The 22,612-nt window shown below is 67.3% G+C and carries 18 protein-coding genes; 11 read left to right on the forward strand and 7 right to left on the reverse strand.

Annotated elements, in window-relative coordinates; all coding sequences use genetic code 11:
- Positions 1 to 129: 129 nt before the first annotated feature.
- Together K5880_RS06075 and mdoH are read left to right on the forward strand one after the other, a co-directional pair.
- Positions 130 to 1,701: a glucan biosynthesis protein G gene (locus K5880_RS06075; protein ID WP_297649842.1), complete on the forward strand. Its 1,572-nt coding sequence runs from the start codon at positions 130 to 132 to the stop codon at positions 1,699 to 1,701.
- Positions 1,698 to 3,704, forward strand: coding sequence for a glucans biosynthesis glucosyltransferase MdoH (gene mdoH / locus K5880_RS06080; RefSeq protein ID WP_297649844.1), 2,007 nt, complete (start codon positions 1,698 to 1,700; stop codon positions 3,702 to 3,704). Before K5880_RS06075 ends, mdoH begins: the two co-directional genes overlap by 4 nt.
- Before the next feature lie 98 nt (positions 3,705 to 3,802).
- Here mdoH and K5880_RS06085 read toward each other — a convergent pair whose 3' ends face one another.
- Genes K5880_RS06085 through K5880_RS06105 form a run of 5 tightly spaced genes read right to left on the reverse strand, consistent with a single transcriptional unit; the run spans position 3,803 to position 8,814 of the window.
- Positions 3,803 to 4,717 carry an EamA family transporter gene (locus tag K5880_RS06085; protein ID WP_297649846.1) on the reverse strand — a complete coding sequence of 305 codons (915 nt, stop codon included), beginning with the start codon at positions 4,715 to 4,717 and terminating at the stop codon, positions 3,803 to 3,805.
- Positions 4,714 to 5,724, reverse strand: coding sequence for an NAD-dependent epimerase/dehydratase family protein (locus K5880_RS06090; protein WP_297649848.1), 1,011 nt, complete (start codon positions 5,722 to 5,724; stop codon positions 4,714 to 4,716). The genes K5880_RS06085 and K5880_RS06090 overlap by 4 nt, the downstream gene beginning before the upstream one ends.
- Positions 5,721 to 6,656 carry a bile acid:sodium symporter family protein gene (locus K5880_RS06095; protein WP_297649850.1) on the reverse strand — a complete coding sequence of 312 codons (936 nt, stop codon included), beginning with the start codon at positions 6,654 to 6,656 and terminating at the stop codon, positions 5,721 to 5,723. The genes K5880_RS06090 and K5880_RS06095 overlap by 4 nt, the downstream gene beginning before the upstream one ends.
- Positions 6,657 to 6,688: 32 nt before the next feature.
- Positions 6,689 to 8,002 carry an NAD(P)-binding domain-containing protein gene (locus tag K5880_RS06100; protein ID WP_297649852.1) on the reverse strand — a complete coding sequence of 438 codons (1,314 nt, stop codon included), beginning with the start codon at positions 8,000 to 8,002 and terminating at the stop codon, positions 6,689 to 6,691.
- Entirely contained in the window at positions 7,999 to 8,814 is an 816-nt protein-coding gene (locus K5880_RS06105; protein WP_297649854.1) for an SDR family oxidoreductase, read from the reverse strand. The genes K5880_RS06100 and K5880_RS06105 overlap by 4 nt, the downstream gene beginning before the upstream one ends.
- A gap of 91 nt (positions 8,815 to 8,905) precedes the next feature.
- Here K5880_RS06105 and K5880_RS06110 point away from each other — a divergent pair, with 91 nt between their 5' ends.
- Positions 8,906 to 9,667, forward strand: a complete 762-nt coding sequence (locus K5880_RS06110) for an IclR family transcriptional regulator (RefSeq protein WP_297649856.1) — start codon at positions 8,906 to 8,908, stop codon at positions 9,665 to 9,667.
- A 7-nt stretch (positions 9,668 to 9,674) separates the two neighbouring features.
- Here K5880_RS06110 and ffh read toward each other — a convergent pair whose 3' ends face one another.
- Positions 9,675 to 11,045: a signal recognition particle protein gene (gene ffh, locus K5880_RS06115; protein ID WP_297649858.1), complete on the reverse strand. Its 1,371-nt coding sequence runs from the start codon at positions 11,043 to 11,045 to the stop codon at positions 9,675 to 9,677.
- Between the two features lie 166 nt (positions 11,046 to 11,211).
- On the opposite strand from ffh, the gene ccsA reads away from it, so the two are divergent.
- The 8 genes from ccsA (at position 11,212) to K5880_RS06155 (ending at position 21,668) form a co-directional block, all read left to right on the forward strand.
- Positions 11,212 to 12,012 carry a cytochrome c biogenesis protein CcsA gene (ccsA, locus tag K5880_RS06120; RefSeq protein ID WP_297649860.1) on the forward strand — a complete coding sequence of 267 codons (801 nt, stop codon included), beginning with the start codon at positions 11,212 to 11,214 and terminating at the stop codon, positions 12,010 to 12,012.
- A gap of 11 nt (positions 12,013 to 12,023) precedes the next feature.
- On the forward strand, positions 12,024 to 12,263 hold the full coding sequence (locus K5880_RS06125; RefSeq protein ID WP_297649862.1) for a PP0621 family protein: 240 nt from the start codon (positions 12,024 to 12,026) through the stop codon (positions 12,261 to 12,263).
- Between the two features lies 1 nt (position 12,264).
- Entirely contained in the window at positions 12,265 to 14,070 is a 1,806-nt protein-coding gene (locus K5880_RS06130) for an ATP-binding protein (protein WP_297649864.1), read from the forward strand.
- 17 nt (positions 14,071 to 14,087) lie between these two features.
- Positions 14,088 to 15,593: a sigma-54 dependent transcriptional regulator gene (locus K5880_RS06135; protein ID WP_297649866.1), complete on the forward strand. Its 1,506-nt coding sequence runs from the start codon at positions 14,088 to 14,090 to the stop codon at positions 15,591 to 15,593.
- Entirely contained in the window at positions 15,577 to 16,200 is a 624-nt protein-coding gene (ampD, locus tag K5880_RS06140; protein ID WP_297649868.1) for a 1,6-anhydro-N-acetylmuramyl-L-alanine amidase AmpD, read from the forward strand. The genes K5880_RS06135 and ampD overlap by 17 nt, the downstream gene beginning before the upstream one ends.
- Positions 16,201 to 16,642: 442 nt before the next feature.
- Entirely contained in the window at positions 16,643 to 19,561 is a 2,919-nt protein-coding gene (locus K5880_RS06145; protein ID WP_297649870.1) for a ribonucleoside-diphosphate reductase subunit alpha, read from the forward strand.
- Between the two features lie 147 nt (positions 19,562 to 19,708).
- Complete coding sequence (locus K5880_RS06150; protein WP_297649872.1) at positions 19,709 to 20,899, forward strand: ribonucleotide-diphosphate reductase subunit beta; 1,191 nt, start codon at positions 19,709 to 19,711, stop codon at positions 20,897 to 20,899.
- Positions 20,900 to 21,119: 220 nt separating this feature from the next.
- On the forward strand, positions 21,120 to 21,668 hold the full coding sequence (locus tag K5880_RS06155) for a histone H1-like DNA-binding protein (protein WP_297649874.1): 549 nt from the start codon (positions 21,120 to 21,122) through the stop codon (positions 21,666 to 21,668).
- A gap of 54 nt (positions 21,669 to 21,722) precedes the next feature.
- On the opposite strand, the gene K5880_RS06160 is transcribed toward K5880_RS06155, so the two are convergent.
- On the reverse strand, positions 21,723 to 22,604 hold the full coding sequence (locus K5880_RS06160) for a carbohydrate kinase family protein (protein ID WP_297649876.1): 882 nt from the start codon (positions 22,602 to 22,604) through the stop codon (positions 21,723 to 21,725).
- Positions 22,605 to 22,612 lie beyond the last annotated feature (8 nt).

Consider the following 22,612-nt stretch of genomic DNA (forward strand, 5'->3'; position numbering starts at 1 on the left):
GGCGACAAAACCACGGGACTGCACCCATCCTGCAAGCGGTTGAACCTGCCGCATACATCCGGATACCTTCAAAAGCGTTGATCCGTATGGGTTTTCTGGCCCTGGCACAGGGTTTGCCCTTAGACGGGTATGCCCCTCGCCATCCACCCGTTTTTCACCGCCAGACGCCCGCGCGCCTGGGCCGTGTCCGGTGCCCTGCTGCTCCTGCTGTGCGGGGCGTCGGCCCATGCCCAGCGCCTTGACTGGGACAGCCTGAGTCAGCTCGCGCAAGCCCGCGCGCAGCAGCCCTTTGTGGCAAACGGCGACAAGCTGCCTGCCGAACTGGCAACCATCACCTACGACCAGCTGCGCGACATCCGCTTCAGGACCGACCGCTCCGTCTGGCGCAGCCTGAACCTGCCGTTTGAAACCCAGTTCTTCCATCTCGGCCTGTACCAGACCGAGCCGGTGCGCATCCACGAACTCCTGGCCGATGGCACGGTGAGCCACCTGCCCTACCGGGGTACGGATTTCGACTACGGCAAGAACACCTTCGACACCAGCCGCTGGGGCGACCTCGGTCACGCCGGCTTCCGGCTGCACTACCCGCTCAACGGCGCCGCCTACAAGGACGAGCTGGTGGTGTTCCAGGGCGCGAGCTACTTTCGCGCGCTCGGTGCCGGCCAGGGCTACGGCCTGTCGGCGCGCGGCCTGGCCATCGACACGGTGGGCGGCAGCGGCGAGGAGTTTCCGCGCTTCACCGAGTTCTGGCTGCAGCGACCGAGCGCCGAAGCGACCGAGGTCACCGTGCTGGCACTGCTCGAATCGCCGCGCGCCACCGGCGCCTACCGCTTCGTCATCCGCCCCGGCCAGCAGACCACCACCACAGTGAACGCGCGGATCTATCTGCGCGCGGGCACCTCCCCGGTGAACACACTGGGCATCGCGCCGCTCACCAGCATGTTCCTCTCGGGCGAGAACCAGCCCTTGCCGGGCGACTTCCGCCCCGAGGTGCACGACTCAGACGGCCTGATGATGGTCAGTGGCGAGGGCGAGTGGTTGTGGCGCCCGCTGCAGCGCCCCAAGGCCGTCACGGTCAGCTCCTTCACCCTGCGCAACCCGCGCGGCTTCGGCCTGATGCAGCGCGACCGCGCCTTCACCAGCTACGAGGACGTGGAAGCGCGCTACGAGCGCCGCCCCAGCGCCTGGGTCAAACCCCTGGGCGACTGGGGCGCCGGCCGCGTGGAACTGGTGCAACTGCCCGCGCCCGACGAGACGCACGACAACGTCGTCGCCTACTGGGTGCCGGCGCAACTGCCCGCGGCCGGCGAGCCGCTGGAGTTGAGCTACGAAATCGCCTGGCAGGGTGACGAGCAGCAGCGCCCGCCATCGAGCTGGGTGACGCAGACGCGCCTCGGCTACGGCTTCACCCGGCTCTCCGTGGCCGAGCAGGCGCGTCAGCCGCAGTACGTGATCGATTTCGCCGGCCCTGCGCTCGAAGCCCTGCCCGCCGACGCCGTGGTGAAGGCTGTCGTCACCGCGAACGCCAACGGCCGCCTGCTCGAAACCCTGGCCTACCCCAACCCCGCCACGCGCAGCTGGCGCGTGACCCTGCGCGTCGAGCGCCTGGACGCGACGCAGCCGGTCGAGCTGCGCGCCTTTCTGCAACACCACAACGACACCGTGAGCGAAACATGGACACATCTGCTGCTACCCGAATGACCCCCACCACACCGGAGCGCATCCTGGCCACTTCGCACAACCGCGGTGCCCTGCTGCGCGAGGAGCGCCACCCGAATGCCGTGACGGCGCCGCCGATCAACCGGGGATCCATGGTGCCCCGCCCCTGGCGCGGCTTCTGGAACAGCATCGGCACCGCCGTGCTGAGCACGGCCAGCCGGGCACTGCCACCGCGCGCGCCGGCCGCGGCCACCGGTGCGACCACCGCGCCGCGTCTGGCCTGGCAGGCCGCGGCCAACCGCCGGCGCGCCGTGTTCGCCCTGCTCACCGTGTTGAGCACGGCGTTCGCCACCAGCCTGTTCGCCGACGCCCAGCCAATGCACGAAAACATGTGGCTGCAATACGGACAGCTCGCGCTGTTCGGTCTGCTCTCGGCCTGGGTCGTGACCGGTTTCGTGACCGCCCTGATGGGCTTCTGGGTCTCGCTGTACGGTGACCGCCACACGTTGCGCGCCGCCGATGTGCGCGAGCACCCGATGAACCCGGACGCGCGCACCGCGGTCATCATGCCGATCTGCAACGAAGATGTGGCCACCGTGTTCGCCGGCCTGCGCGCCACCTGCGAATCGCTTGCCGCCACCGGCCACGCCGGCCAGTTCGACGTGTTCGTGCTCTCCGACAGCTACGACCCCGCCATCGCCCGGGCCGAGCGCACGGCATGGGAAGACTTGCGCGCCGCTCTCGCCGCCCAGCCCGAGCTGCCGCAGATCGAGGTGTACTACCGCCTGCGCACGCGCCGCACCCACCGCAAGGCCGGCAACGTGGCCGACTTCTGCCGCCGCTGGGGCAAGGACTACCGCTACATGGTGGTGCTCGACGCCGACAGCGTCATGAGCGGCAGCTGCCTGGTCTCCATGGTCAAGCTGATGGAAGCCCACCCCCAGGCCGGCATCGTGCAGACCGCCACCCAGGCCATCGGCCACGCCACGCTGCACGCGCGCGCGCAGCAGTTCGGCTCGCGCGTGACGGGCCGCCTGTTCACGCTGGGCATGCAGTTCTGGCAACTGGGCGAATCGCACTACTGGGGCCACAACGCGATCATCCGCGTCGAGCCGTTCATGAGGTACTGCGCGCTGGCACCCATCAAGGGCACGGGCGGCATGTCCGGCGGCATCCTGTCGCACGACTTCGTCGAGGCCGCGCTGATGCGCCGCGCCGGCTACCACGTGTGGCTGGTTTCCGATCTCACCGGCAGCTACGAGCAGCAGCCGCCCGACCTGCTGAGCGAACTTCAGCGCGACCGCCGCTGGTGCCAGGGCAACCTGCAGAACTCGCGCCTGATGGCCGAACCCGGCATCCACCGCGTGCACCGCGCGATGTTCGCCATCGGCGCCATGTCCTACCTGTCGGCGCCGCTGTGGCTGGCCTTCCTGAGCATCGGCACGGCTCTGTGGACCGCGGGTGGTGCCAGCACCGTGCCGAGCTGGCAGGCCGTGCCCGACGAGTTGCGCGCACTGTGGATGTGGACGCTCACCATGCTGTTCATGCCGCGCGTGCTGGGCCTGCTGGCGGTGTTCATGAAGGGCGAGCAGAAGTCCTTCGGCGGCACGGCCGGCCTGCTCGGCAGCTCGGCGGTAGAGACGCTGCTGGCCGTGATGCAGGCGCCGATCCGGATGCTGGCGCATTCGCTGTTCGTGCTGGTGGCCATCACCGGCATCAAGCTCGAATGGAAGTCGCCCCCACGCGAAGCGGCCGGCGTGAGCTGGCGCGACGCCGTGGCCCGGCTGGCGCCGATGACGATCGTCATCGGCCTGCTGGGCCTGGCGGTGGCCGTAATCAACGCCAGCGCGCTGATCTGGCTCGCGCCGGTGGCGCTGCCGCTGCTGCTGGCCGTGCCGCTGACGGTAGCCACCAGTCACGTGGACCTGGGCGCCTGGATGCGCTCGCGCGGCGTGCTGCTGGTGCCCGAGGAAGCCTGGTCACCGGCCGTGCTGCGCCGCGCCTGGCGGCATGCGAGCCGGTTCGCGCTTCCTCAGGCAGTCTGACTTTTTGCCCGCATTCGGTCTCGCGCCGCCGGGTGGGCGAGGACGGCTGGGCTGGGTACGCGTTCTCCGGCCTGGCGCGAGGTCGATGAGCGAAATACCTATGACCGCTGAAGAAGCACCGAAGACCACCAGCCTCCGAGCTGGTTCACCACCAGCCCCATGAGCACCAGCCCCGTGCCCAGCCACTGCAGCGGCAGCGGCCACTCGCCGAAGAACATCCACGCCGCCCACAAACCCACCACCGGCACCAGCAGCGAAAACGGCGTGACGCGTCCCGCCGGGTGGCGCTTGAGCAGTCGCGTCCACAGGCTGTAGGCCAGCAGGGTGGCCAGCCAGGCCAGGAACAGAACCGAGAGAACCGCCGGCCAGGTGATTCCCGCCAGTTGATCCAGCACGGTGCGCGGCCCGTCCATCCACAGCGCCAGCGCCACGAAGGGCAGGATGGGGAACAGGCTGCTCCAGACGATGAAGGGAAAGGGCTCGTAGTCGGCCACCCGGCTGGCCAGGCGCGCGACCAGATTGGAGACGGCCCACATGAAGGCCGCCGAGAGCGTGAGCACGAAACCCGCCAGCGTCATCTGCCCCGGTCCATCGCCGTGCGCGGTGGCGATCAGCAGCAGCCCGCCCAGTGCCACAACCAGGCCCAGGCCCTGCGACCAGCGGGCGCGTTCACCCAGCACCGGCACCGCCAGCAACAGCGTGAAGAAGGCCTGCGTCTGCATCACCACCGAGGCCATGCCCGCCGTCATGCCCAATTGCAGGCCCAGGAACAAAAAGCCGAACTGGCCCAGGCCCTGCGCCAGGCCGTAGCCCGCGACATAGCGCCAGGGCAGGCGCGGAAAACGGACGAACAGCAGGAACGGCAGCGCGGCGGCGGCAAAGCGCAACGCGCCCAGCAGCATTGGGCCGATGCCCTGCAACCCCACCTTCATCACGACGAAGTTCAGGCCCCAGATGACCACCACCGCGAGCGCGCGCAGCAGGTCGCCGCGCGAGAGTGGCAACGCGTTCACCGCACCCCCTTCACCGGCCGCCCCTGCGCGGCGCGCGCGGCCACGAAGGCCTCGAAGGCCTCGGCGCTGGTCTTGCGTGGCGTGTAGCCGAAGCGCTCCTTCAGCGCGGTGTTGAGCAGCACCGGGCGGTAGCGCAGGAAGTCGAGCTGCTCGGGCCCGTAGCGGCTGATACCCAGCATCGAGCCGATCCGCAGCGCGGCGCGCAACAGACCCGCGGGCAGTACGCGCAGTGGCTTGTCGAGCCGCCGCGCGATCTCGGCCAGGGGCAGCGCGCCATCGCCGGCGAGGTTGTAGCAGCCGGGAACGCCCTGGCCGCCCAGCGCGTGCTGGATGGCGCCGGTCACGTCCTCGTCCCACACGAACACGAAGGGGCTGTCGCTGCCGGCAATGGCCAGGATGCGCGGCTTCTCGAACAGCGAAGTGATCTGGTTGTCCACCCGCTCGCCGAGGATGGTGCCGATGCGCAGCACGGTCTGGCGCAGCGCCGGGTGGTTCGTGCGCGCCTTGGCCAGCATCTCCTCGACCAGGCGCTTGTGGTGCGCGTAGGCAAACACCTCGTTGCCGCGCAAGGGATTCTCCTCGGTCAGCCAGTCCGGGTTGTCGGCGTGGTAACCATAGGCTGCACCACTGGACGAGACCACCAGATGCTGCACGCTGTGCGCCAGGCAGGCACGGATGACGTTGCGCGTGCCGCCCACGTCGACCGCGTACTCGAACGCGCGGCTCGAACCCTTGCCCGGCGTGACGATGGAGGCCAGGTGCACCACGGTGTCGATGGCGTGCAGGGCTACGGTATCGGCCAGCGCCGGCGCGCGCACGTCCTGCCGCACGTAGACCACGTTCGGCAAGTGGCGCTCGGCAGGCACCTCGCGCACATCCACCGCCACGAGGTGCTGGACATGCGGCTCGCGCGCCAGCGCCTCGATCAGACCACGGCCCAGAAAGCCGTCGGCGCCCGTGACCAGCACGCGCCGGGCCAGCGGCGCCCGTTCGATCGCGCCCGTCATGTGCGCGGGGCGGAAGGCGCCGCCGGCACGCCGCCCTGCAAGGGCCGGCGCGACCACCAGCCCGCCAGCAGCAGGCCGGCGATGATGTCCCAGAAACCCCAGACCCCGGCCACCACGGCCATGCCACCCAGGCCACCGAAGAAGCTGAATATGAGGACCAGACCCAGCCCGGCGTTGCGGATGCCGACCTCGATGGAGAGCGCGCGGCGGTCGTAGTCAGGCAGGCCGGCGGCGCGCGCGATGGCGTAGCCGGTGCCGAAGGCCAGCGCGTCGTGGATCACCACGGCCAGCAGCACCAGGCCGACGTAGTCCAGGAAATAGCGCCAGTTGCCGGCGATGGCGCCGACGATGAAGGCGATGAGCGCGAGAAAGCTCAGGATGCGCACCGGCTTCTTGAAGCGCGCCGTCCAGTTCGGAAAGCGGTGCGCGCACCACAGGCCGAGCACGAAGGGCACGCCGATGATGAGCAGGATGTGGCCGACCATCTCCAGCGGGTCCAGCGCAATGGTCTTGAGCAGCGGCGCGGCCGTGGGGTGGATGCCGCCCCAGAACGCGAAGTTCAGCGGCATGGCGACGATGGCGATGGCATTGGACACGGCCGTCATCGACACGCTCAGCGCCACGTTGCCATTGGCGCGGTGGGTGAGAATGTTGCTCACGTTGCCCGGTGGGCAGCAGGCCACCAGGATCATGCCCAGCGCAATGCTCGGGCCGGGTTGCAGCAACAGTGTGAGCGCGTAGGTGATGGCCGGCAGCGCGATGAACTGCGCGACGATGCCGACCGTGAACGCCAGCGGCATGCGCGCGACACGGCGAAAGTCCTCGATGCGCGTGTCCAGCGCGATACCGAACATCAGGAAGGCGAGCACACCGTTGAGCACCGCGAGCGAGGCGGGGTTGAAGTTCAGGCGGATTTCGTCCACAGGCAGCATGGCATGTCTCCAGTCGTTGAGGTCGGTCGGACTCAGCCCTGCGCGGCGGCGGCCTGGCGCACCGCCTTGCGGTACGCGTCCTTGTTCACGTAGTAGGCCATGCGTTCGAGCTGCAGGTACTTGTAGCCACCCGAAAGATCCGGTGGCGGGCCAGCCTTGGCGGCCTTGAGCGCGGTCGCCGCCGCCGAGCCCGCGTCCAGGCCCTTGAAGTAACGCGCCACAAGTTCGGCCTGTTCGTAGCGACCCTGCCAGCCCAGGCCGCTGGCCTCGACCATGCCGAGCACGGCCAGGCGGTCGAAGCGCGGCGCGAAGATGTTGAGGTAGAGCGACGGTGCCATGCCCCGCCAGTTGAGCAGGGCGTGGTCCAGGAAGGGATAGTGCAGCTTGTAGCCGGTGGCGGCGAGCACCAGGTCGTAGTCGCCCTGGCTGCCGTCCTTGAAGTGCACCGTGTGGCCGTCGAAGCGTGCCACATCGGCGCGCACGCCCACGTCGCCATGGCCGATGTGGTACAGGATGAGCGAGTTCACCACCGGGTGCGACTCGTACATCCTGTAGGCTGGTTTGGGGAAGCCGAAGCGCACCGGGTCACCGGTGAACCACTTGAGGATGGTGCTGTCGACCTTCTGCTTGAGCCAGGGCGGCAGCGTGATCTTGCCGCCAATGGAGTCGGCCGGCTTGCCGAACACGTACTTGGGCACGAAGTAGTAGCCGCGCCGCACCGAGATGTCCACGCTGCGCGCCTGGTGCACCGCGTCGACCGCGATGTCGCAGCCCGAGTTGCCCGCACCGACGATCAGCACGCGCCGGTCGCGGAACTGGTCCGCGTGCTTGTAGGCCGAGGTGTGCAGCAACTCGCCCGCAAACTGCCCTTCAAACTGCGGCATGTTGGGCTCGGCCAGCGTGCCGTTGGCCACCACCACGCCCTTGTAGTCGGCCGTCGTCTGCTGACCGTCTGCGTCCTCGGTGGTCACGCGCCAGAGCGAGTCGGGCGCGTCGCTCACCGGCGCGACCTTGAGCACGCGCGTGCCGAAGCGAAAATGCGCGCGCAGGCCGAAGTGGTCGGCGAAGGCGCTGAAGTAGTCCAGCAGCTCGCGGTGGCTCGGGTAATCGGCCACGTGTTCGGCCATGGGAAATTCACTGAACTCCGTCATGCGCTTGCTGGAGATCAGGTGCGCCGAGGCGTACACCGTGGAGCGCGGGTTGTGGATGTTCCACAAGCCCCCCACGTCGGTATGGGCCTCGAAGCCCTGGAAGTCGATGCCGTGCTTCTGCAGGCAGCGCGCCCCGGCCAGGCCCGAGGGGCCCGCGCCGATGAGGGCGATCTGTTGTTCTGTGGGTGTCGTCATGGTTTCCTGATGCCGGGGATCTCGGTCGCGCCGGGTTCGCCGGCGCGGGGTTTGCGCGGCTGGCCGAGCAGGATGCGGTCGTGCAGTCGCGCGGGCAACAGACCCAGCGCGCGCGCGAGCCAGCCGATGCGCCGTGGCAGCACGATGTGTTCGGTGCCTGCGGCCACGCCCGCAAGCAGGCGGCGCGCGGCCTCCCCGGGTTCAAGCAGGCCGGGCATGGCAAACCGGTTGCCGGCGGTCAGCGCGGTGCGCAGGTAGCCCGGGCTGACGGTGTGCACGCGCAGCGCGGTCGGGCGCAACTCGGCGCGCAGGCTCTGCAGGTAGGCAATCAGCCCGGCCTTGCTCGCGCAGTAGGCGCCGTTGCCCGGCATGCCGCGCCAGCCCGCGACGCTGGCCACGCCCACCAGCGCGCCGCGCCGCGCACTCGTTCGCATGGGTTCCAGAAAGGGCTGGAAAGTCGTGGCCACGCCCAGCAGGTTGATCTCCAGCATGCGGCGCATCACGGCCAGGTCGCCCGCCTGCGCAGTGTCGAACCCGCCGGCCACGCCGGCGTTGGCGATCACGAGGTCGGGTGTGCCGAAACGGCCCATCCAGTCGGCCGCCATGGCCTGCATCGCCAGGCTGTCGGACACGTCGGGCTGGTAGATGGCGCAGCGGCCGGGCGCCAGCGAGGCCAGCGTTTCCAGTGCCGGGCGCTGCAGGCCCACCAGCGCCACCCGCGCGCCGCGGTCGATCAGCGCCCGCGCCAGCGCCTGGCCCAGGCCGCCGCAGGCACCGGTCACCACAGCGTTGTGAAAGCTCGGTGTGATCAAACCACCCATCTCCTCGAAGTTGTGCCCGCAATGTAGGCGGCACTAGAATTTGTCTCGAAATAATTTGATTAATCGTCTCATTTTTCGAGATATGGACACCGACGCCGACAACAGCCCGGGCCTGCGGCTCATGGCCCTGCTGGACATTCTCACGCGCCAGGAAAGGCCGCTGGCCTTGCCCGACGTGGTCGAGCTGAGCGGCTGGCCCAAGCCCACGGTGCACCGCATGCTGGTGCAACTGGAAGCCGGCGGCTGGCTACAGCGCGAGCCCGACGGGCGCCGCTTTGCGTTGGCCCCGCGCCTGCTGCGTTTTGCAGAAGCCACGCTGAGCGCGAGCACACGCCAGGGCGTGCGCCACTCGGTGCTGCGCCAGCTGGTGGCCGAGGTGGGCGAGAGCTGCAACCTGACCGCGATGTCGGGCGCGGAGGTGGTCTACCTCGATCGCGTGGAATCGGCATTCCCCCTGCGGCTGGAGCTGCGCCCCGGCACGCGCGTGCCGGCGCACTGCTCGGCCAGCGGCAAGCTGTTCCTGGCCTGGATGGGCGTGCGCCAGCGCCGCGCGCTGCTCGACGGCCTGGCGCTCACGCGCTACACCGCGCACACACTGACCGAGCGCGCGGCGCTGGACGCCGAACTCGACGCGATCCGGCGTGATGGCCACGCCGTGGACGCCGAGGAGTTCGTCGAGGGGCTGGTGTGCGTGGCGGTGCCGGTGCTGGCACCGGGCAAGCGCACGGTGCGCTGCGCGCTGGCGCTGCAGGCCCCGGCGGCGCGCATGACGCTGGCACAGGCCCGCCTGCAGCTGCCGCGCCTGCAGGCGGCGGCGCAGGCGATGGCGCGCACGCTGGGCTGAGCGCCGCTCAGCCCATGCCAGGCAGCTTGGGCATGCCCTTCATGCCGCCCATGCGCTTCATCATCTTCATCATGCCGCCGCCCTTCATCTTCTTCATCATGTCCTGCATCTGCTCGAACTCCTTGAGCAGGCGGTTCACGTCCTGAACCTGCACGCCCGCGCCGGCAGCGATGCGGCGCTTGCGCGTGGCCTTGATGATGTCGGGCTTGCGGCGCTCCTTGAGCGTCATGCTGCAGATGATGCCCTCCTTGCGCTGGATGTCCTTCTCGGCACGGTTCATGTCGACCTGACCGGCCTTGGCGGCCATCGCACTGGGCAGCTTGTCCATCAGGCTGGAGAGCCCGCCCATCTGTTTCATCTGGCGGATCTGTTCGAGGAAGTCGTTGAGGTCGAAGCCTTCTCCACTCTTGACCTTGGCGGCCAGCTTCTGCGCCGCGGCCATGTCCACACCGGCCGTGACCTGCTCGACCAGCGCCAGGATGTCGCCCATGCCGAGGATGCGCTGCGCATGGCGCTCGGCATCGAACACTTCGAGCCCGTCGAGCTTTTCCGACACGCCGGCGAACTTGATCGGCGCGCCCGTGACGGCACGCACCGAGAGCGCGGCGCCGCCACGCGAATCGCCGTCGGTCTTGGTCAGGATGATGCCGGTCAGGGGCAATGCGTCCTTGAAGGCCTTGGCGGTGTTGATCGCATCCTGGCCCTGCATCGCGTCCACCACGAACAGCGTCTCCACCGGCTTGAGCACCGCATGCAGCTCCTGAATCTCGCGCATCAGGGTTTCGTCGATGGCCAGGCGACCGGCGGTGTCGACCAGCAGCACGTCAAAGTAGTGGCGCCGCGCGTGGTCGATGGCCGCGCGCGCGATGTCGACCGGTTTCTGGTCAGGCGTACTGGGGAACCACTCGGCGCCGGCCTGCGCGGTGACGGTCCTGAGCTGCTCGATGGCTGCGGGTCGGTACACGTCGCCCGAGACCGTGAGCACCTTCTTCTTGCGTTTCTCGATCAGGTGCCTGGCCAGCTTGGCGGTGGTGGTCGTCTTGCCCGCGCCCTGCAGACCGGCCATGAGGATCACCGCCGGCGGTTGCGCGGCCAGGTTGATGTCGGCCACGCCGTCGCCCATGGTCGCGGCGAGCTCGCGATTGACGATGCCCACCAGCGCCTGCCCGGGCGTGAGTGAACCCACCACCTCCTGGCCCAGCGCCTTGTCCTTCACCCGGGCGATGAAGTCGCGCACCACTGGCAGAGCCACGTCGGCCTCCAGCAAGGCCATGCGCACCTCGCGCAGCATGTCGGTGACGTTGCTCTCGGTGATGCGGGCCTGGCCGCGCATTTCCTTGACGATGCGTGAGAGTCGGTCTGAAAGGGCTGATGCCATGCTGCGCTCGGGTGGGGGAGGAAGAGGCGGAAAGCCGCCTCGGGCGGGCCGTCGGACGGGCGGTTGGGCCGGCGGACCGGCGGCGTCTGGCCGGGCGGGGCCGTTAAACTGTGTGGATGATTTTAGCTGCGCCCTCCACCCACACGCCCGGCGCACCACGCACCCGATGAGCCAGATGCCCGCACTCGCGTCCACCCTGCCCGCGGCCGTGCTCTCGGGCTGCGCGGCTCTGGCGTACGCGGTGCTGGCCTGGGTCCATCCAAGAATTTCCGTACCGCAAAGCCGGGGCCTGCTGGGCATGGCCTGGCTGCTGCATCTGGTGGTGCTGCTGATCGGCCTGTTCGAGCAGCCGGCGCGCTTCGGTTTTGCGCCTGCGCTGTCGGTCACGGCCTGGCTGGTGCTCACCGTGTACCTGGTCGAGAGCCGCCTCTATCCGCAACTGCGCGCGCGCTGGACGCTGGCTGTGCTGGGTACGGTGGCGGTGGTGCTGGCCTGGTTCTTTCCGGGTTCGCCTTACCCGGCCCTGGGATCGGCCCTGATGCCCTTGCACTGGGCGCTGGGAATTGCTTCGTACGGCCTGATTGCCGCCGCTGTGGTGCACGCGTGGCTGATGCAGCGCGCGGAGAAAGCCATGCGCCAGGGCAATGCCAGCGAGACGGCCATGCCACTGCTCACGCTGGAGCGGCTCACTTTCCGTTTCGTTGCGGCAGGCTTCGCGCTGCTCAGCGCCACCTTGCTGGCCGGCTGGTATTTCTCTGAAACACTCAACCACCGCTGGGTCTGGGACCACAAGACCACGTTCTCGGTGCTGTCATGGCTCACCATGGGCGTACTGCTCTGGGGGCGCTGGCAACTGGGCTGGCGTGGTCGGGTGGCCGTGCGCATGCTTTACCTGGCCGCCGGCCTGCTGCTGCTGGGCTATGTCGGCTCGCGCTTCGTTCTCGAAGTTCTGCTGCAACGCGGCTGAATCGCCCCTCCATGAAATACCTGCTTGTCCTGGCTGTGGTGATCGTGGCCTTCTACGTCTGGCGCAACAACCGCCTGGGCGACAAGGCCGAGGCGAGTCGCAAGCAACCACCTCAACCGGGCCGGGCGAAGGCGCCCACCGTCATGGTCGCGTGCCGCCAGTGCGGCACCCACCTGCCAGAGAACGAGGCGGTGCAGGGCAGCCAGGGCGTCTACTGCAGTGCCGAGCACCGGCGCCTGCGCGAGGACTGACATGGCCAGGGACATCAGTTCGCAGTTCGCGCCGTCCTGGTACTCGGCCTTCGAGGGCAGCCACACGCAAGGCCGCGAGCAGCGCATGCGCGCCTTCGTGCGCCTGTGGCGGGCCTTCATGCGTGCGCGTGTCTTCATTGCCGCGGTGCTGCTGGCCATGCAGGTCTTCATGGTCGTCTCCAAGAACGACAGCGCGGGCTGGCTGGTGCTGCTGTGCTCGCTGCACCTGTGTTCCACCCTGATCGTGCTCTACGCCTGGCGCCCTGTCGAACAGGGTCGTCCCCTGCAACTGCAATGGCTGATGACCATCGGTGTGGACGTGGTGGTCTTCGCGCTGCTGCAGTCGTTCCAGGTCGCCAGCATCAACTACACCGCGCTGTTCGCGCTGCCGGTGCTGCTGGCTTCCATCCTGGGGCCGCTCATCCTGGCCCTGGCCACGGCCGCCAGCGTCACGCTCTACCTGCTGGGCGAGGCCGCGTTGAGCGCCACCCTGTTGGGCGACATGTCGACCTCCCGCTTCCTGCAGGCCGCCCTCACCGGCACCGGATTCTTCCTGGTCGCCGTGCTGGCCAACCAGCTGGCCATCCGGCTGGCGCGCGAGGAGGCCGTGGCCGCCAGCAGCCAGGCCGTCGCGCGCGCGCAGGCGCAGGTGAACGAGCTCGTTATCGAAAGCCTGACGGTGGGCGTGCTCGTGGTGGATCCGCACGGCGTGGTGCGCAACGCCAATCCCGCGGCGCAGGCCATGTTGCTCGGCCACACCTCCCCGCAGGCCGCCAAGCTGCTGCTCTCGGCGCGGCCCAGCTGGCACCATCTGGCCCATATCGTGAACGAGACCTTCGCGATGGGCGAAGCGCTCGAGATGGAGACGACAATCGACAACGACGACCGGCCGAGCCAGCGCCTGCATGCGCGCACCCGGCTGACGGCGCAGCACGGGCGCCGTGCGGGTCTGTGCGTGCTGTTCCTCGAAGATCTGCGCGAGGTTGAGGCGCGGGTACGCACCGAGAAGCTGGCGTCGATGGGGCGCATGTCGGCAGCCGTGGCGCACGAGATCAGAAACCCTTTGTCGGCCATCACCCAGGCCAATGCGCTGCTCGACGAGGAAGTGCAGGCGCCCGCGCAGAAGCGCCTGACGCGCATGATCGAACAGAATGCCCAGCGGCTCTCGCGCATCGTCGACGACGTTCTCAACGTGGCACGCGCCCAGCCCAGCCAGGACCAGGCTTCCGCGCCAGCGCTGCCGCTGGACCAGACGGTGCGACAAATCACGCACGAATGGGCACGGCAGAACCGGGCCGAACGCATCCTGGGTGTGCACGTGCATGCGGCAGCGGCCCACATCGGCTTCGACCCTGAGCACCTGCGCCGGCTGCTGATCAATCTGCTGGACAACGCGCTTCGCCATGCCAGCGGCAAGCCGTCGTCGATCCGCGTCATCACGCAGCCCAGCGGCAGCGAGCACATCCGCCTGTCGGTGTGGAGTGATGGCCAGGCGCTCGAAGCCAGCGTGATGCGCCACCTGTTCGAGCCCTTCTTCTCGTCGGAGAGCCGCTCCAGCGGCCTGGGCCTCTACATCTGTCGCGAGCTGTGCGAGCGCTACGGCGCGCAGATCGCCTACCGCCGCACCCGCCTGGACCAGCGCGAGGGCAACGAGTTCTATGCCCTGATCCCGTCCAGGGGACCCGGTGCGAGCTCGAACCGCGAACCCACGCAGCAGAGCCTGCCCTACCCCGGCGACTCCGTGGTCACGCGCACCGTCCAGTATGGCGGCCCGATGTCGGGTGACGCACCCCTGGCCACCCGCTGACTCCCACTCCCGGCCCGATGCCCAGTACACCGAATACCGCCTCCGTTCTGGTCGTCGACGACGAGCCGGACCTGCGCACGCTCTACGAGCTGACGCTGCTGCGCGAAGGCCATGCGGTGGTGGCGGCGTCCGATCTCACCCAGGCGCGCGAGTGGCTGGCCCAGCAGCGCTTCGACGTGCTGATATCGGACATGCGCCTGCCCGACGGCCTGGGCCTGGAGTTGCTGCGCGAGCTCACCGAAGCCCAGCGTGAGGAAAAATGCATCGTGATCACCGCCTACGGTTCGGCGGAAAACGCCGTCGAATCGCTCAAGGCGGGCGCCTTCGACTACCTCACCAAACCGGTGGACCTCAAGCAGCTGCGCAGCGCGGTGACCGCCGCCCTGCAGAGCCAGCGCGGCCCCCTGGCGCCTGGCGCCAACGGTGGCTCAGCCAGCGGCACCGGCAACGGCGCAGCCGCCGATGCCCCACGCAAACCCACCATTGCCGCCAGCGGTGCCGCGTCCCTGAGGCGCATCGTCGGCAACTCCCCGAGCGTCGTGCAGATCAAGGCGCGCATCGAGAAGGTGGCGTCGAGCATGGCACCCGTGCTCATCCTCGGTGAGTCCGGCACCGGCAAGGAGCTGGTGGCGCGCGCGGTGCACGATTGCAGCCACCGCAGCGCGGGGCCGTTCGTCGCCGTCAACTGCGGCGCCATTCCGGAAAACCTCATCGAGGCCGAGTTCTTTGGTGCGCGCAAGGGCGCCTACACCGGCGCCACCGCCGACCGCGAAGGCTATTTCCAGGCGGCGCGCGGCGGCACGCTTTTCCTCGACGAGATCGGCGACCTGCCGCTGGCGATGCAGGCCAAGCTGTTGCGGGTGATTCAGGAGCGCCGTGTGCGTGCGCTGGGCGGCGTGCAGGAAGAGGCCGTGGACGTGCGGCTGGTGAGCGCCACGCACCGCGACCTCACCGCCCTGGTGCAGGCCGGCAACTTCCGCCAGGACCTCTTCTACCGCCTCAACGTGATCGCGCTGCGCACGCCGGCCCTGCGCGAACGCCGCGACGATCTGCCCGGCCTGGTGCAGGCATTGCTTGCCCGCCTGTGCGCCGAGTCCGGGCAGGGCGTGCCGGACGTCTCGCCGCGCGCGCTGGCCTGGCTGCAGTCGCGCGAGCTGCCGGGCAACGTGCGCGAACTCGAGAACCTGTTGCAGCGAGCCCTGGCGCTGAGCAGCGGCGATGCGCTCGAACCCGAGGATTTCGGTGAGGTCGACAGCGACGACGAAGTACCCACCCAGCCCGATGAGTTGCCCGGTGGCGACGCCACTGCCGCGTCGATGTCGGGGCCGCCCGCGGAGATTCCCGCCGATCTGCAAACCTACCTTGACGAACAGGAGCGGCAGGTGCTGCTCAAGGCGCTGCGCGAATCCGACTTCAACCGCACCGCCGCGGCCGCCCGTCTGGGGCTGAACCTGCGCCAGATGCGCTACCGCATCCAGCGCCTGGGCATCTCCATGCCGTCGGACGATGAAGAGCCCACCTGACAACCCCGTGCAGGCGCCCTGGACGGGTGGCTGGCTGCGCGGCGCGCGCCACTGTCCTTCGCCCAATTTCGGCCCGAGGCCCGACGGCGCACGTGTCGATCTCATCGTCATCCACTCCATCAGCCTGCCGCCAGGCGTGTATGGTGGCCCGGAGGTGGAGCAACTCTTCACGAACCGCCTGGACTGGAACGCCCACCCCTATTTCGAACGCATCCGCGGCATCGAGGTGTCGGCGCACTTCTTCGTGCGGCGCAATGGTGAGCTGCTGCAATTCGTCGATGTGGACGCACGCGCCTGGCACGCCGGTGCGTCCTGCTGGCGCGGCCGGGACAACTGCAACGACCACTCCATCGGTATCGAGCTCGAAGGTCTGGAGGGCGAGCACTTCGAGGCCGCCCAGTACACCACGCTGACCGGCCTGTGCCGGCAGCTCGCGCAACGCAACCCCATCGCGCACGTGGCAGGCCACGAGCACATCGCACCGGGTCGGAAACAGGACCCGGGCCCGGGTTTCGACTGGCGGCGCCTGCGGGATGACCTGGGCTGGATCGATGCCTGTTTCCCTCAGGACACACTGCGCCGCGACACACCGTCCCCCCGGGCCTGAGCTGCGCCAGCACGACGCGACACATGCATGCCCTGCAACGGCGCGCCCGACAATGGCAAATTGACCCGCAGTGCGCGCGTGCGCTGCAGTCCCGCACGCAAACGCAGACGGATCGCCCACTCACCGGCATCCCGCCGACGCAGCATGGTCCCGGGTCATCGTGCTTTTCCTGTCTGGTGAAAAGCACGCGATACAAACGGATTGAAAGTTTCTGGAAAACGCTACCTGTAGTGGCTTGAATGGGGCCCGCACACCAGATATAGTGTGCTCCGTGAGTTTCGGAAATCCCCTTGCCCAGCGTCGATCCACCCGGCCCCTTGCCAGACCGGTGAGCCTGTCGGCGCCCCGCGGCCTGCGCTGACACCGACACCCCCGTCACCTGCACTGCCACCGGACAACGCGCACCCGATGCAGTGACCACACAACAAACGAAAGAGGAACCATGCTGACCGCTTCCCCCATCACCCCTTCATCCGCCGCTTCGCTGAAGTCCCCCGCCGGTTCCCCGGCGGCGGCTCCGCTGGCCGCGAGCAGCTCGGTTTTTTCGCACTACCAGATCATCCGACGCAATGGTGCCGTGGTGCCGTTCGAACCCGGCAAGATCGCCGTGGCCCTGATGAAAGCCTTCCTGGCCGTGCATGGCACCCAGGGCGCGGCATCGGCCAGCGTGCGCGAAACCGTCGACGCATTGACCCAGAACGTCGCCCGCGCCCTGATGCGCTCGCGCCCCGGTGGCGGCACCTTTCATATTGAAGACGTGCAGGATCAGGTCGAACTCGGCCTGATGCGCAGCGGACACCACGAGGTCGCGCGCGCCTATGTGCTGTACCGTGAGCGCCGCACCCAGGAGCGCGCTCACCAGGCAGAGGCGGCACAGCCGGCCGAGGTCACCTTGCACGTGATCGACGGCGGCCAGCGTGTGCCACTCGATCTGCAGCGCCTGCAGGGACTGATCGCCGCAGCCTGCAGCGGTCTGGGCCAGGACGTCCAGGCCGATCCCATCGTGGCCGAGACCAAACGCAACCTGTACGACGGCGTGCCGATCGAAGAGGTCTACAAGGCCTCGATCCTGGCCGCTCGCACACTGATCGAGAAGGACCCCGACTACACCTACGCCACCGCGCGCCTGCTGCTGCACACCATCGTCAAGGAAGTGATGGGCGAGGAAGTGCCCGCCGCGGAAATGGGCGCGCGCTATGCCGACTACTTCCCGCAGTTCATCAAGAAGGGCGTGGACAATGAACTGCTCGACGAGAAGCTGCTGCAGTTCGACCTGGCCCGCCTGGGCGCCGCGCTCAAGCCCGAGCGCGACCTGCAATTCGACTACCTCGGCCTGCAGACCCTGTACGACCGCTACTTCCTGCACGTGCGCAAGACCCGCATCGAGCTGCCGCAATCCTTCTTCATGCGCGTGGCCATGGGCCTGTCGCTCAACGAGATCGACCGCGAAGCCCGTGCCATCGAGTTCTACGAGGTGCTGTCCTCGTTCGACTTCATGTCCTCCACGCCCACGCTGTTCAACAGCGGCACGCTGCGCTCGCAGCTCTCCAGCTGCTACCTGACCACCGTGCCCGACGACCTCGACGGCATCTACGAGTCCATCAAGGAAAACGCACTGCTCTCCAAGTTCGCTGGTGGCCTGGGCAACGACTGGACGCGCGTGCGCGCCCTGGGCTCGCACATCAAGGGCACCAACGGCGAATCGCAGGGTGTCGTGCCCTTCCTCAAGGTCGTCAACGACACCGCCGTGGCGGTGAACCAGGGCGGCAAGCGCAAGGGCGCGGTCTGCACCTACCTGGAAACCTGGCACCTGGACATCGAGGAATTCCTGGAGCTGCGCAAGAACACCGGTGACGACCGCCGCCGCACCCACGACATGAACACGGCGAACTGGATTCCCGACCTGTTCATGAAGCGCGTGATGGAAAAGGGCGAGTGGAGCCTGTTCTCGCCCAACAGCGTGCCCGACCTGCACGACAAGTTCGGCGCCGACTTCGAGAAGGCCTACGTGTCCTATGAGGAGCGTGCCTCGCGCGGCGAGATCAAGCCCTACCGGAAGGTGCCCGCCAGCGACCTGTGGCGCAAGATGCTCTCGATGCTGTTCGAGACCGGCCATCCCTGGATCACCTTCAAGGACGCCTGCAACGTGCGCAGCCCGCAGCAGCACGCCGGCGTGGTCCACAGCTCCAACCTGTGCACCGAGATCACGCTCAACACCAGCGATACCGAAACCGCCGTGTGCAACCTGGGTTCGGTCAACCTGCTCAACCACGTCAAGCGCGGCGACGACGGCACCAAACTGCTCGATCACGAGAAGCTGCAGGCCACGATCAAGACGGCCATGCGCATGCTCGACAACGTGATCGACATCAACTACTACGCGGTCAAGAAGGCGCGCGACTCCAACATGCGCCACCGTCCGGTGGGCCTGGGCGTGATGGGCTTCCAGGACGCGCTGTACGAGCTGCGCATCCCCTACGCGTCGACCGACGCGGTGGATTTCGCCGACCGCTCGATGGAAGCGGTCTGCTACTACGCCTATTGGGCCTCGACAGAGCTCGCCCGCGAGCGTGGCCGCTACGCCAGCTACCGCGGCTCCCTGTGGGACAAGGGCATTCTGCCGCCCGACACCCTGGACCTGCTGGCGCGCGAGCGCGGTGGTTATGTCGACGTGGACCGCTCCAGCAGCCTGGACTGGGACGCGCTGCGCAAGAAGATCGCGGCCGACGGCATGCGCAACTCCAACTGCGTGGCCATCGCCCCCACCGCCACCATCTCCAACATCATCGGCGTGGACGCGTCCATCGAGCCCTGCTTCGGCAACCTCTCGGTCAAGTCCAACCTCTCCGGCGAGTTCACCGTCATCAACAGCTACCTGGTGAAGGACCTCAAGCGCCTGGGCCTGTGGGACGACGTGATGGTGATGGATCTCAAGCACTTCGACGGTTCGCTGCGCCCGATCGACCGTGTGCCGCAGGAAGTCAAGGCGCTGTACGCCACCGCGTTCGAGGTCGAACCGCTGTGGCTGGTGGAAGCCGCGGCGCGCCGCCAGAAGTGGATCGATCAGGCGCAGAGCCTGAACATCTACATGGCCGGCGCATCGGGCAAGAAGCTCGACGACACCTACAAGCTCGCCTGGTTGCGCGGCCTCAAGACCACGTACTACCTGCGCACCACCTCGGCGACGCAGATCGAGAAGTCCACCGGTCGCACGGGTCAGCTCAACGCGGTGTCGCTCAGTCCGGCAAGTGCCGTTCCGACGGCAGCCGAAGCAGCGGCCTCGGCAACGTCCGATGCAGCGCCCGCGACCGACATCAAGTTCTGCGCCATCGACGACCCGGGTTGCGAAGCGTGTCAGTGATGTCCATCAGCGTGCGCGCGATCGCAATTGTTGTGATGCTCATCGAATGCAATTCGATGCGACACCGCAACACAAATTGCGCGCATTGCGTCTGATCACTTTGCATTTCATGCAGACACTTTGATAATCCGAACATTGGAAACCTCTATGTTGACCTGGGACGAACACATCACGCCCTCATCGAAGCCAGCGAACAGCCCACTGCCCTCCGGCGCGTCGGGCCTGCAAGCCGCACTGTCCTCATCGTCTGGTGAGCGCAACTTTTCCTCTTCCGCTTCGATCAACCCAGCGACCACCTCACAAGCCGCAGCACCTGCCGCGCGCCGCATCAATGTGGCTGACAAGCGCATCATCAATGCGCAGACCGACGTCAACCAGCTGGTGCCCTTCAAGTACAAGTGGGCCTGGGAAAAGTACCTCGCCACCTGCGCCAACCACTGGATGCCGCAGGAAGTGAACATGAGCCGCGACATCGCGCTCTGGAAAGACCCCAACGGCCTGACCGAAGACGAGCGCCGCATCGTCAAGCGCAACCTCGGCTTCTTCGTCACGGCCGATTCGCTGGCTGCCAACAACATTGTGCTGGGCACCTACCGCCACATCACCGCGCCCGAGTGCCGCCAGTTCCTGCTGCGCCAGGCCTTCGAGGAAGCGATCCATACGCACGCCTACCAGTACATCGTGGAGTCGCTGGGTCTGGACGAGTCCGAGATCTTCAACGCCTACAACGAAGTCCAGTCGATCCGCGACAAGGATCAGTTCCTGATTCCCTTCATTGAAGCGATCATGGACCCGAATTTCCACACCGGCACGCCAGAGACCGACCAGCGCCTGCTCAAGAGCCTGATCGTCTTTGCCTGCCTGATGGAAGGCCTGTTCTTCTACGTGGGCTTCACGCAGATCCTGGCGCTGGGTCGCCAGAACAAGATGACTGGCGCAGCCGAGCAGTACCAGTACATCCTGCGCGACGAATCCATGCACTGCAATTTCGGCATCGATCTGATCAATGCGATCAAGATGGAGAACCCGATGCTGTGGACCAGCGAATTCAAGGCCGAGATCAAGGAACTGTTCCTCAAGGCCGTCGAACTCGAATACCGCTATGCCGAGGACACCATGCCACGCGGCGTGCTCGGCCTCAATGCTTCCATGTTCAAGGGCTATCTGCGCTACATCGCCAACCGGCGCGCCACGCAGATCGGCCTGGAGCCCCTGTTCCCGAACGAAGAGAATCCGTTCCCCTGGATGAGCGAGATGATCGACCTCAAGAAGGAGCGCAATTTCTTCGAAACCCGGGTGATCGAATACCAGTCCGGCGGCGCACTTTCCTGGGATTGATGCCACAGCAGCCGCATTGCCCATACCGACCCATCACATGTGTTTCGTTCATTCAAGACCCAGCCCACAACGCCCCGGCGTTGATGACTGGGTCTTGTCACAGGATTCAGTGCCTTGGGGCCTACCGTGGATGCATCCACAGGACCCCAGGGTGTTGAATCACTTCACCGGCGACAAGGCTGGCTGAAGTGCTCTTTGCAACTTGATCAAGGAGAAAACAATGGCAACTGCGAAAAAAGCCCCGGCCAAGAAGGCCGCTGCGAAGAAGGCCACTCCGGCCAAGAAGAAGGCACCTGCGAAAAAGGTCGCCGCCAAGAAGGCCGCTCCGGCCAAGAAGAAGGCACCTGCGAAAAAGGTCGCCGTGAAGAAGGTCGCGGCCAAGAAGGCCCCTGCGAAGAAGGCCGCTCCGGCCAAGAAGAAGGCACCTGCGAAAAAGGTCGCCGTGAAGAAGGTCGCGACCAAGAAAGCCCCTGCGAAGAAGGCCGCTGCGAAGAAGGCGCCGGCGAAGAAGGTTGCCGCCAAGAAGGCGCCGGCGAAGAAGGCCGTTGCCAAGAAGGCGCCGGCGAAAAAGGCCGCTGCGAAGAAGGCCCCTGCGAAGAAGGCCGCTGCGAAGAAGGCGCCTGCCAAGAAGGCCGCCCCTGCGAAAAAGGCAGCCCCAGCAAAAAAAGCTGAGCCGGCCAAGAAGCCGGCGGCCCCTGCTGCACCTGCGGCGCAGACGAAGCTCAACCCTCAGGCAGCCTGGCCGTTCCCCACGTCCAGCAAGCCCTGAAGTTCTCGTTGAGATGACCTGCAGCCCGGCGCGAAAGCGCCGGGCTTTTTCATTTCAGATCGTATAGTTCTGACCGCCTCGGCTGGCGATCTTCGTCGCACCCATGCGGTTGCCCAGTTCGGCGCAGCGCTGCAATGGCCAACCCTGCTCCAGGCCATGCAGCAGCGCCGCGCGAAACGCATCGCCGCATCCGGTCGGGTCCACCACGGTCGTGGCAGCCACGCCTGCGACCCGCACCTTCTCCGCCCCGTCCCACACGTCGCAGCCTTCGGCGCCCAGTGTGACGATGAGACCGCGCACCTGTGCCGCCATCGCGTCCAGCGTGAGTCCGGTACGGTCGCACAGCATCCGGGCCTCGTAGTCGTTGAGCGTGACCCAACTGGCCAGGTCGATGAACTGGCGCAACTCCTCGCCGTTGAACATGGGCAGACCTTGCCCGGGATCGAACACGAAGGGCACGCCGGCGTCGTGCAACTGGCGCGCGTGCGTGAGCATGGCATCCCGGCCATCGGGTGAAATGATGGCCACCGAGAGGTCGCCGCGCTGCGGCACCGGGTTGTCGTGCGCCATCGACATCGCGCCCGGGTGGAACGCCGTGATCTGGTTGTTGTCGCGGTCGGTCATGATCATGGCTTGCGCGGTGTAGCTCTCGGCCACGCAGGACACGTGGCTCACATCCACGCCCAGCGCGCGCAGGCGATCCAGGTACTCGCCACCGTCATTGCCCAGCGTGGCCAGGGGCACGGCCTGGGTGCCGAGCTGGCGCAGGCCGTAGGCGATGTTGCCCGCGCATCCGCCGTATTCGCGGCGCAGGCCGGGCACCAGGAACGACACGTTGAGGATGTGCAACTGGCTGGGGAGGATCTGTTCGGCGAAGCGGCCCTCGAAGGTCATGATGGTGTCGAAGGCCAGCGAACCGCAAACAAGAATGGGCATGGAAGTAT

It is taken from the genome of Hydrogenophaga sp. (assembly GCF_025699295.1).
Lineage (GTDB): Bacteria > Pseudomonadota > Gammaproteobacteria > Burkholderiales > Burkholderiaceae_C > Hydrogenophaga.

Bases quoted from the DNA above. Each gene is read 5' to 3' on its own strand.
- K5880_RS06130 (WP_297649864.1), top strand. From the start codon at position 12,265: ATGGCCAGGGACATCAGTTCGCAGTTCGCGCCGTCCTGGTACTCGGCC.
- K5880_RS06090 (WP_297649848.1), bottom strand. From the start codon at position 5,724: ATGACGGGCGCGATCGAACGGGCGCCGCTGGCCCGGCGCGTGCTGGTC.
- K5880_RS06150 (WP_297649872.1), top strand. From the start codon at position 19,709: ATGTTGACCTGGGACGAACACATCACGCCCTCATCGAAGCCAGCGAAC.
- K5880_RS06145 (WP_297649870.1), top strand. From the start codon at position 16,643: ATGCTGACCGCTTCCCCCATCACCCCTTCATCCGCCGCTTCGCTGAAG.
- K5880_RS06110 (WP_297649856.1), top strand. From the start codon at position 8,906: ATGGACACCGACGCCGACAACAGCCCGGGCCTGCGGCTCATGGCCCTG.
- ampD (WP_297649868.1), top strand. From the start codon at position 15,577: ATGAAGAGCCCACCTGACAACCCCGTGCAGGCGCCCTGGACGGGTGGC.
- K5880_RS06100 (WP_297649852.1), bottom strand. From the start codon at position 8,002: ATGACGACACCCACAGAACAACAGATCGCCCTCATCGGCGCGGGCCCC.
- ccsA (WP_297649860.1), top strand. From the start codon at position 11,212: ATGAGCCAGATGCCCGCACTCGCGTCCACCCTGCCCGCGGCCGTGCTC.
- K5880_RS06075 (WP_297649842.1), top strand. From the start codon at position 130: ATGCCCCTCGCCATCCACCCGTTTTTCACCGCCAGACGCCCGCGCGCC.
- K5880_RS06155 (WP_297649874.1), top strand. From the start codon at position 21,120: ATGGCAACTGCGAAAAAAGCCCCGGCCAAGAAGGCCGCTGCGAAGAAG.
- K5880_RS06160 (WP_297649876.1), bottom strand. From the start codon at position 22,604: ATGCCCATTCTTGTTTGCGGTTCGCTGGCCTTCGACACCATCATGACC.
- ffh (WP_297649858.1), bottom strand. From the start codon at position 11,045: ATGGCATCAGCCCTTTCAGACCGACTCTCACGCATCGTCAAGGAAATG.
- mdoH (WP_297649844.1), top strand. From the start codon at position 1,698: ATGACCCCCACCACACCGGAGCGCATCCTGGCCACTTCGCACAACCGC.
- K5880_RS06125 (WP_297649862.1), top strand. From the start codon at position 12,024: ATGAAATACCTGCTTGTCCTGGCTGTGGTGATCGTGGCCTTCTACGTC.
- K5880_RS06135 (WP_297649866.1), top strand. From the start codon at position 14,088: ATGCCCAGTACACCGAATACCGCCTCCGTTCTGGTCGTCGACGACGAG.
- K5880_RS06095 (WP_297649850.1), bottom strand. From the start codon at position 6,656: ATGCTGCCTGTGGACGAAATCCGCCTGAACTTCAACCCCGCCTCGCTC.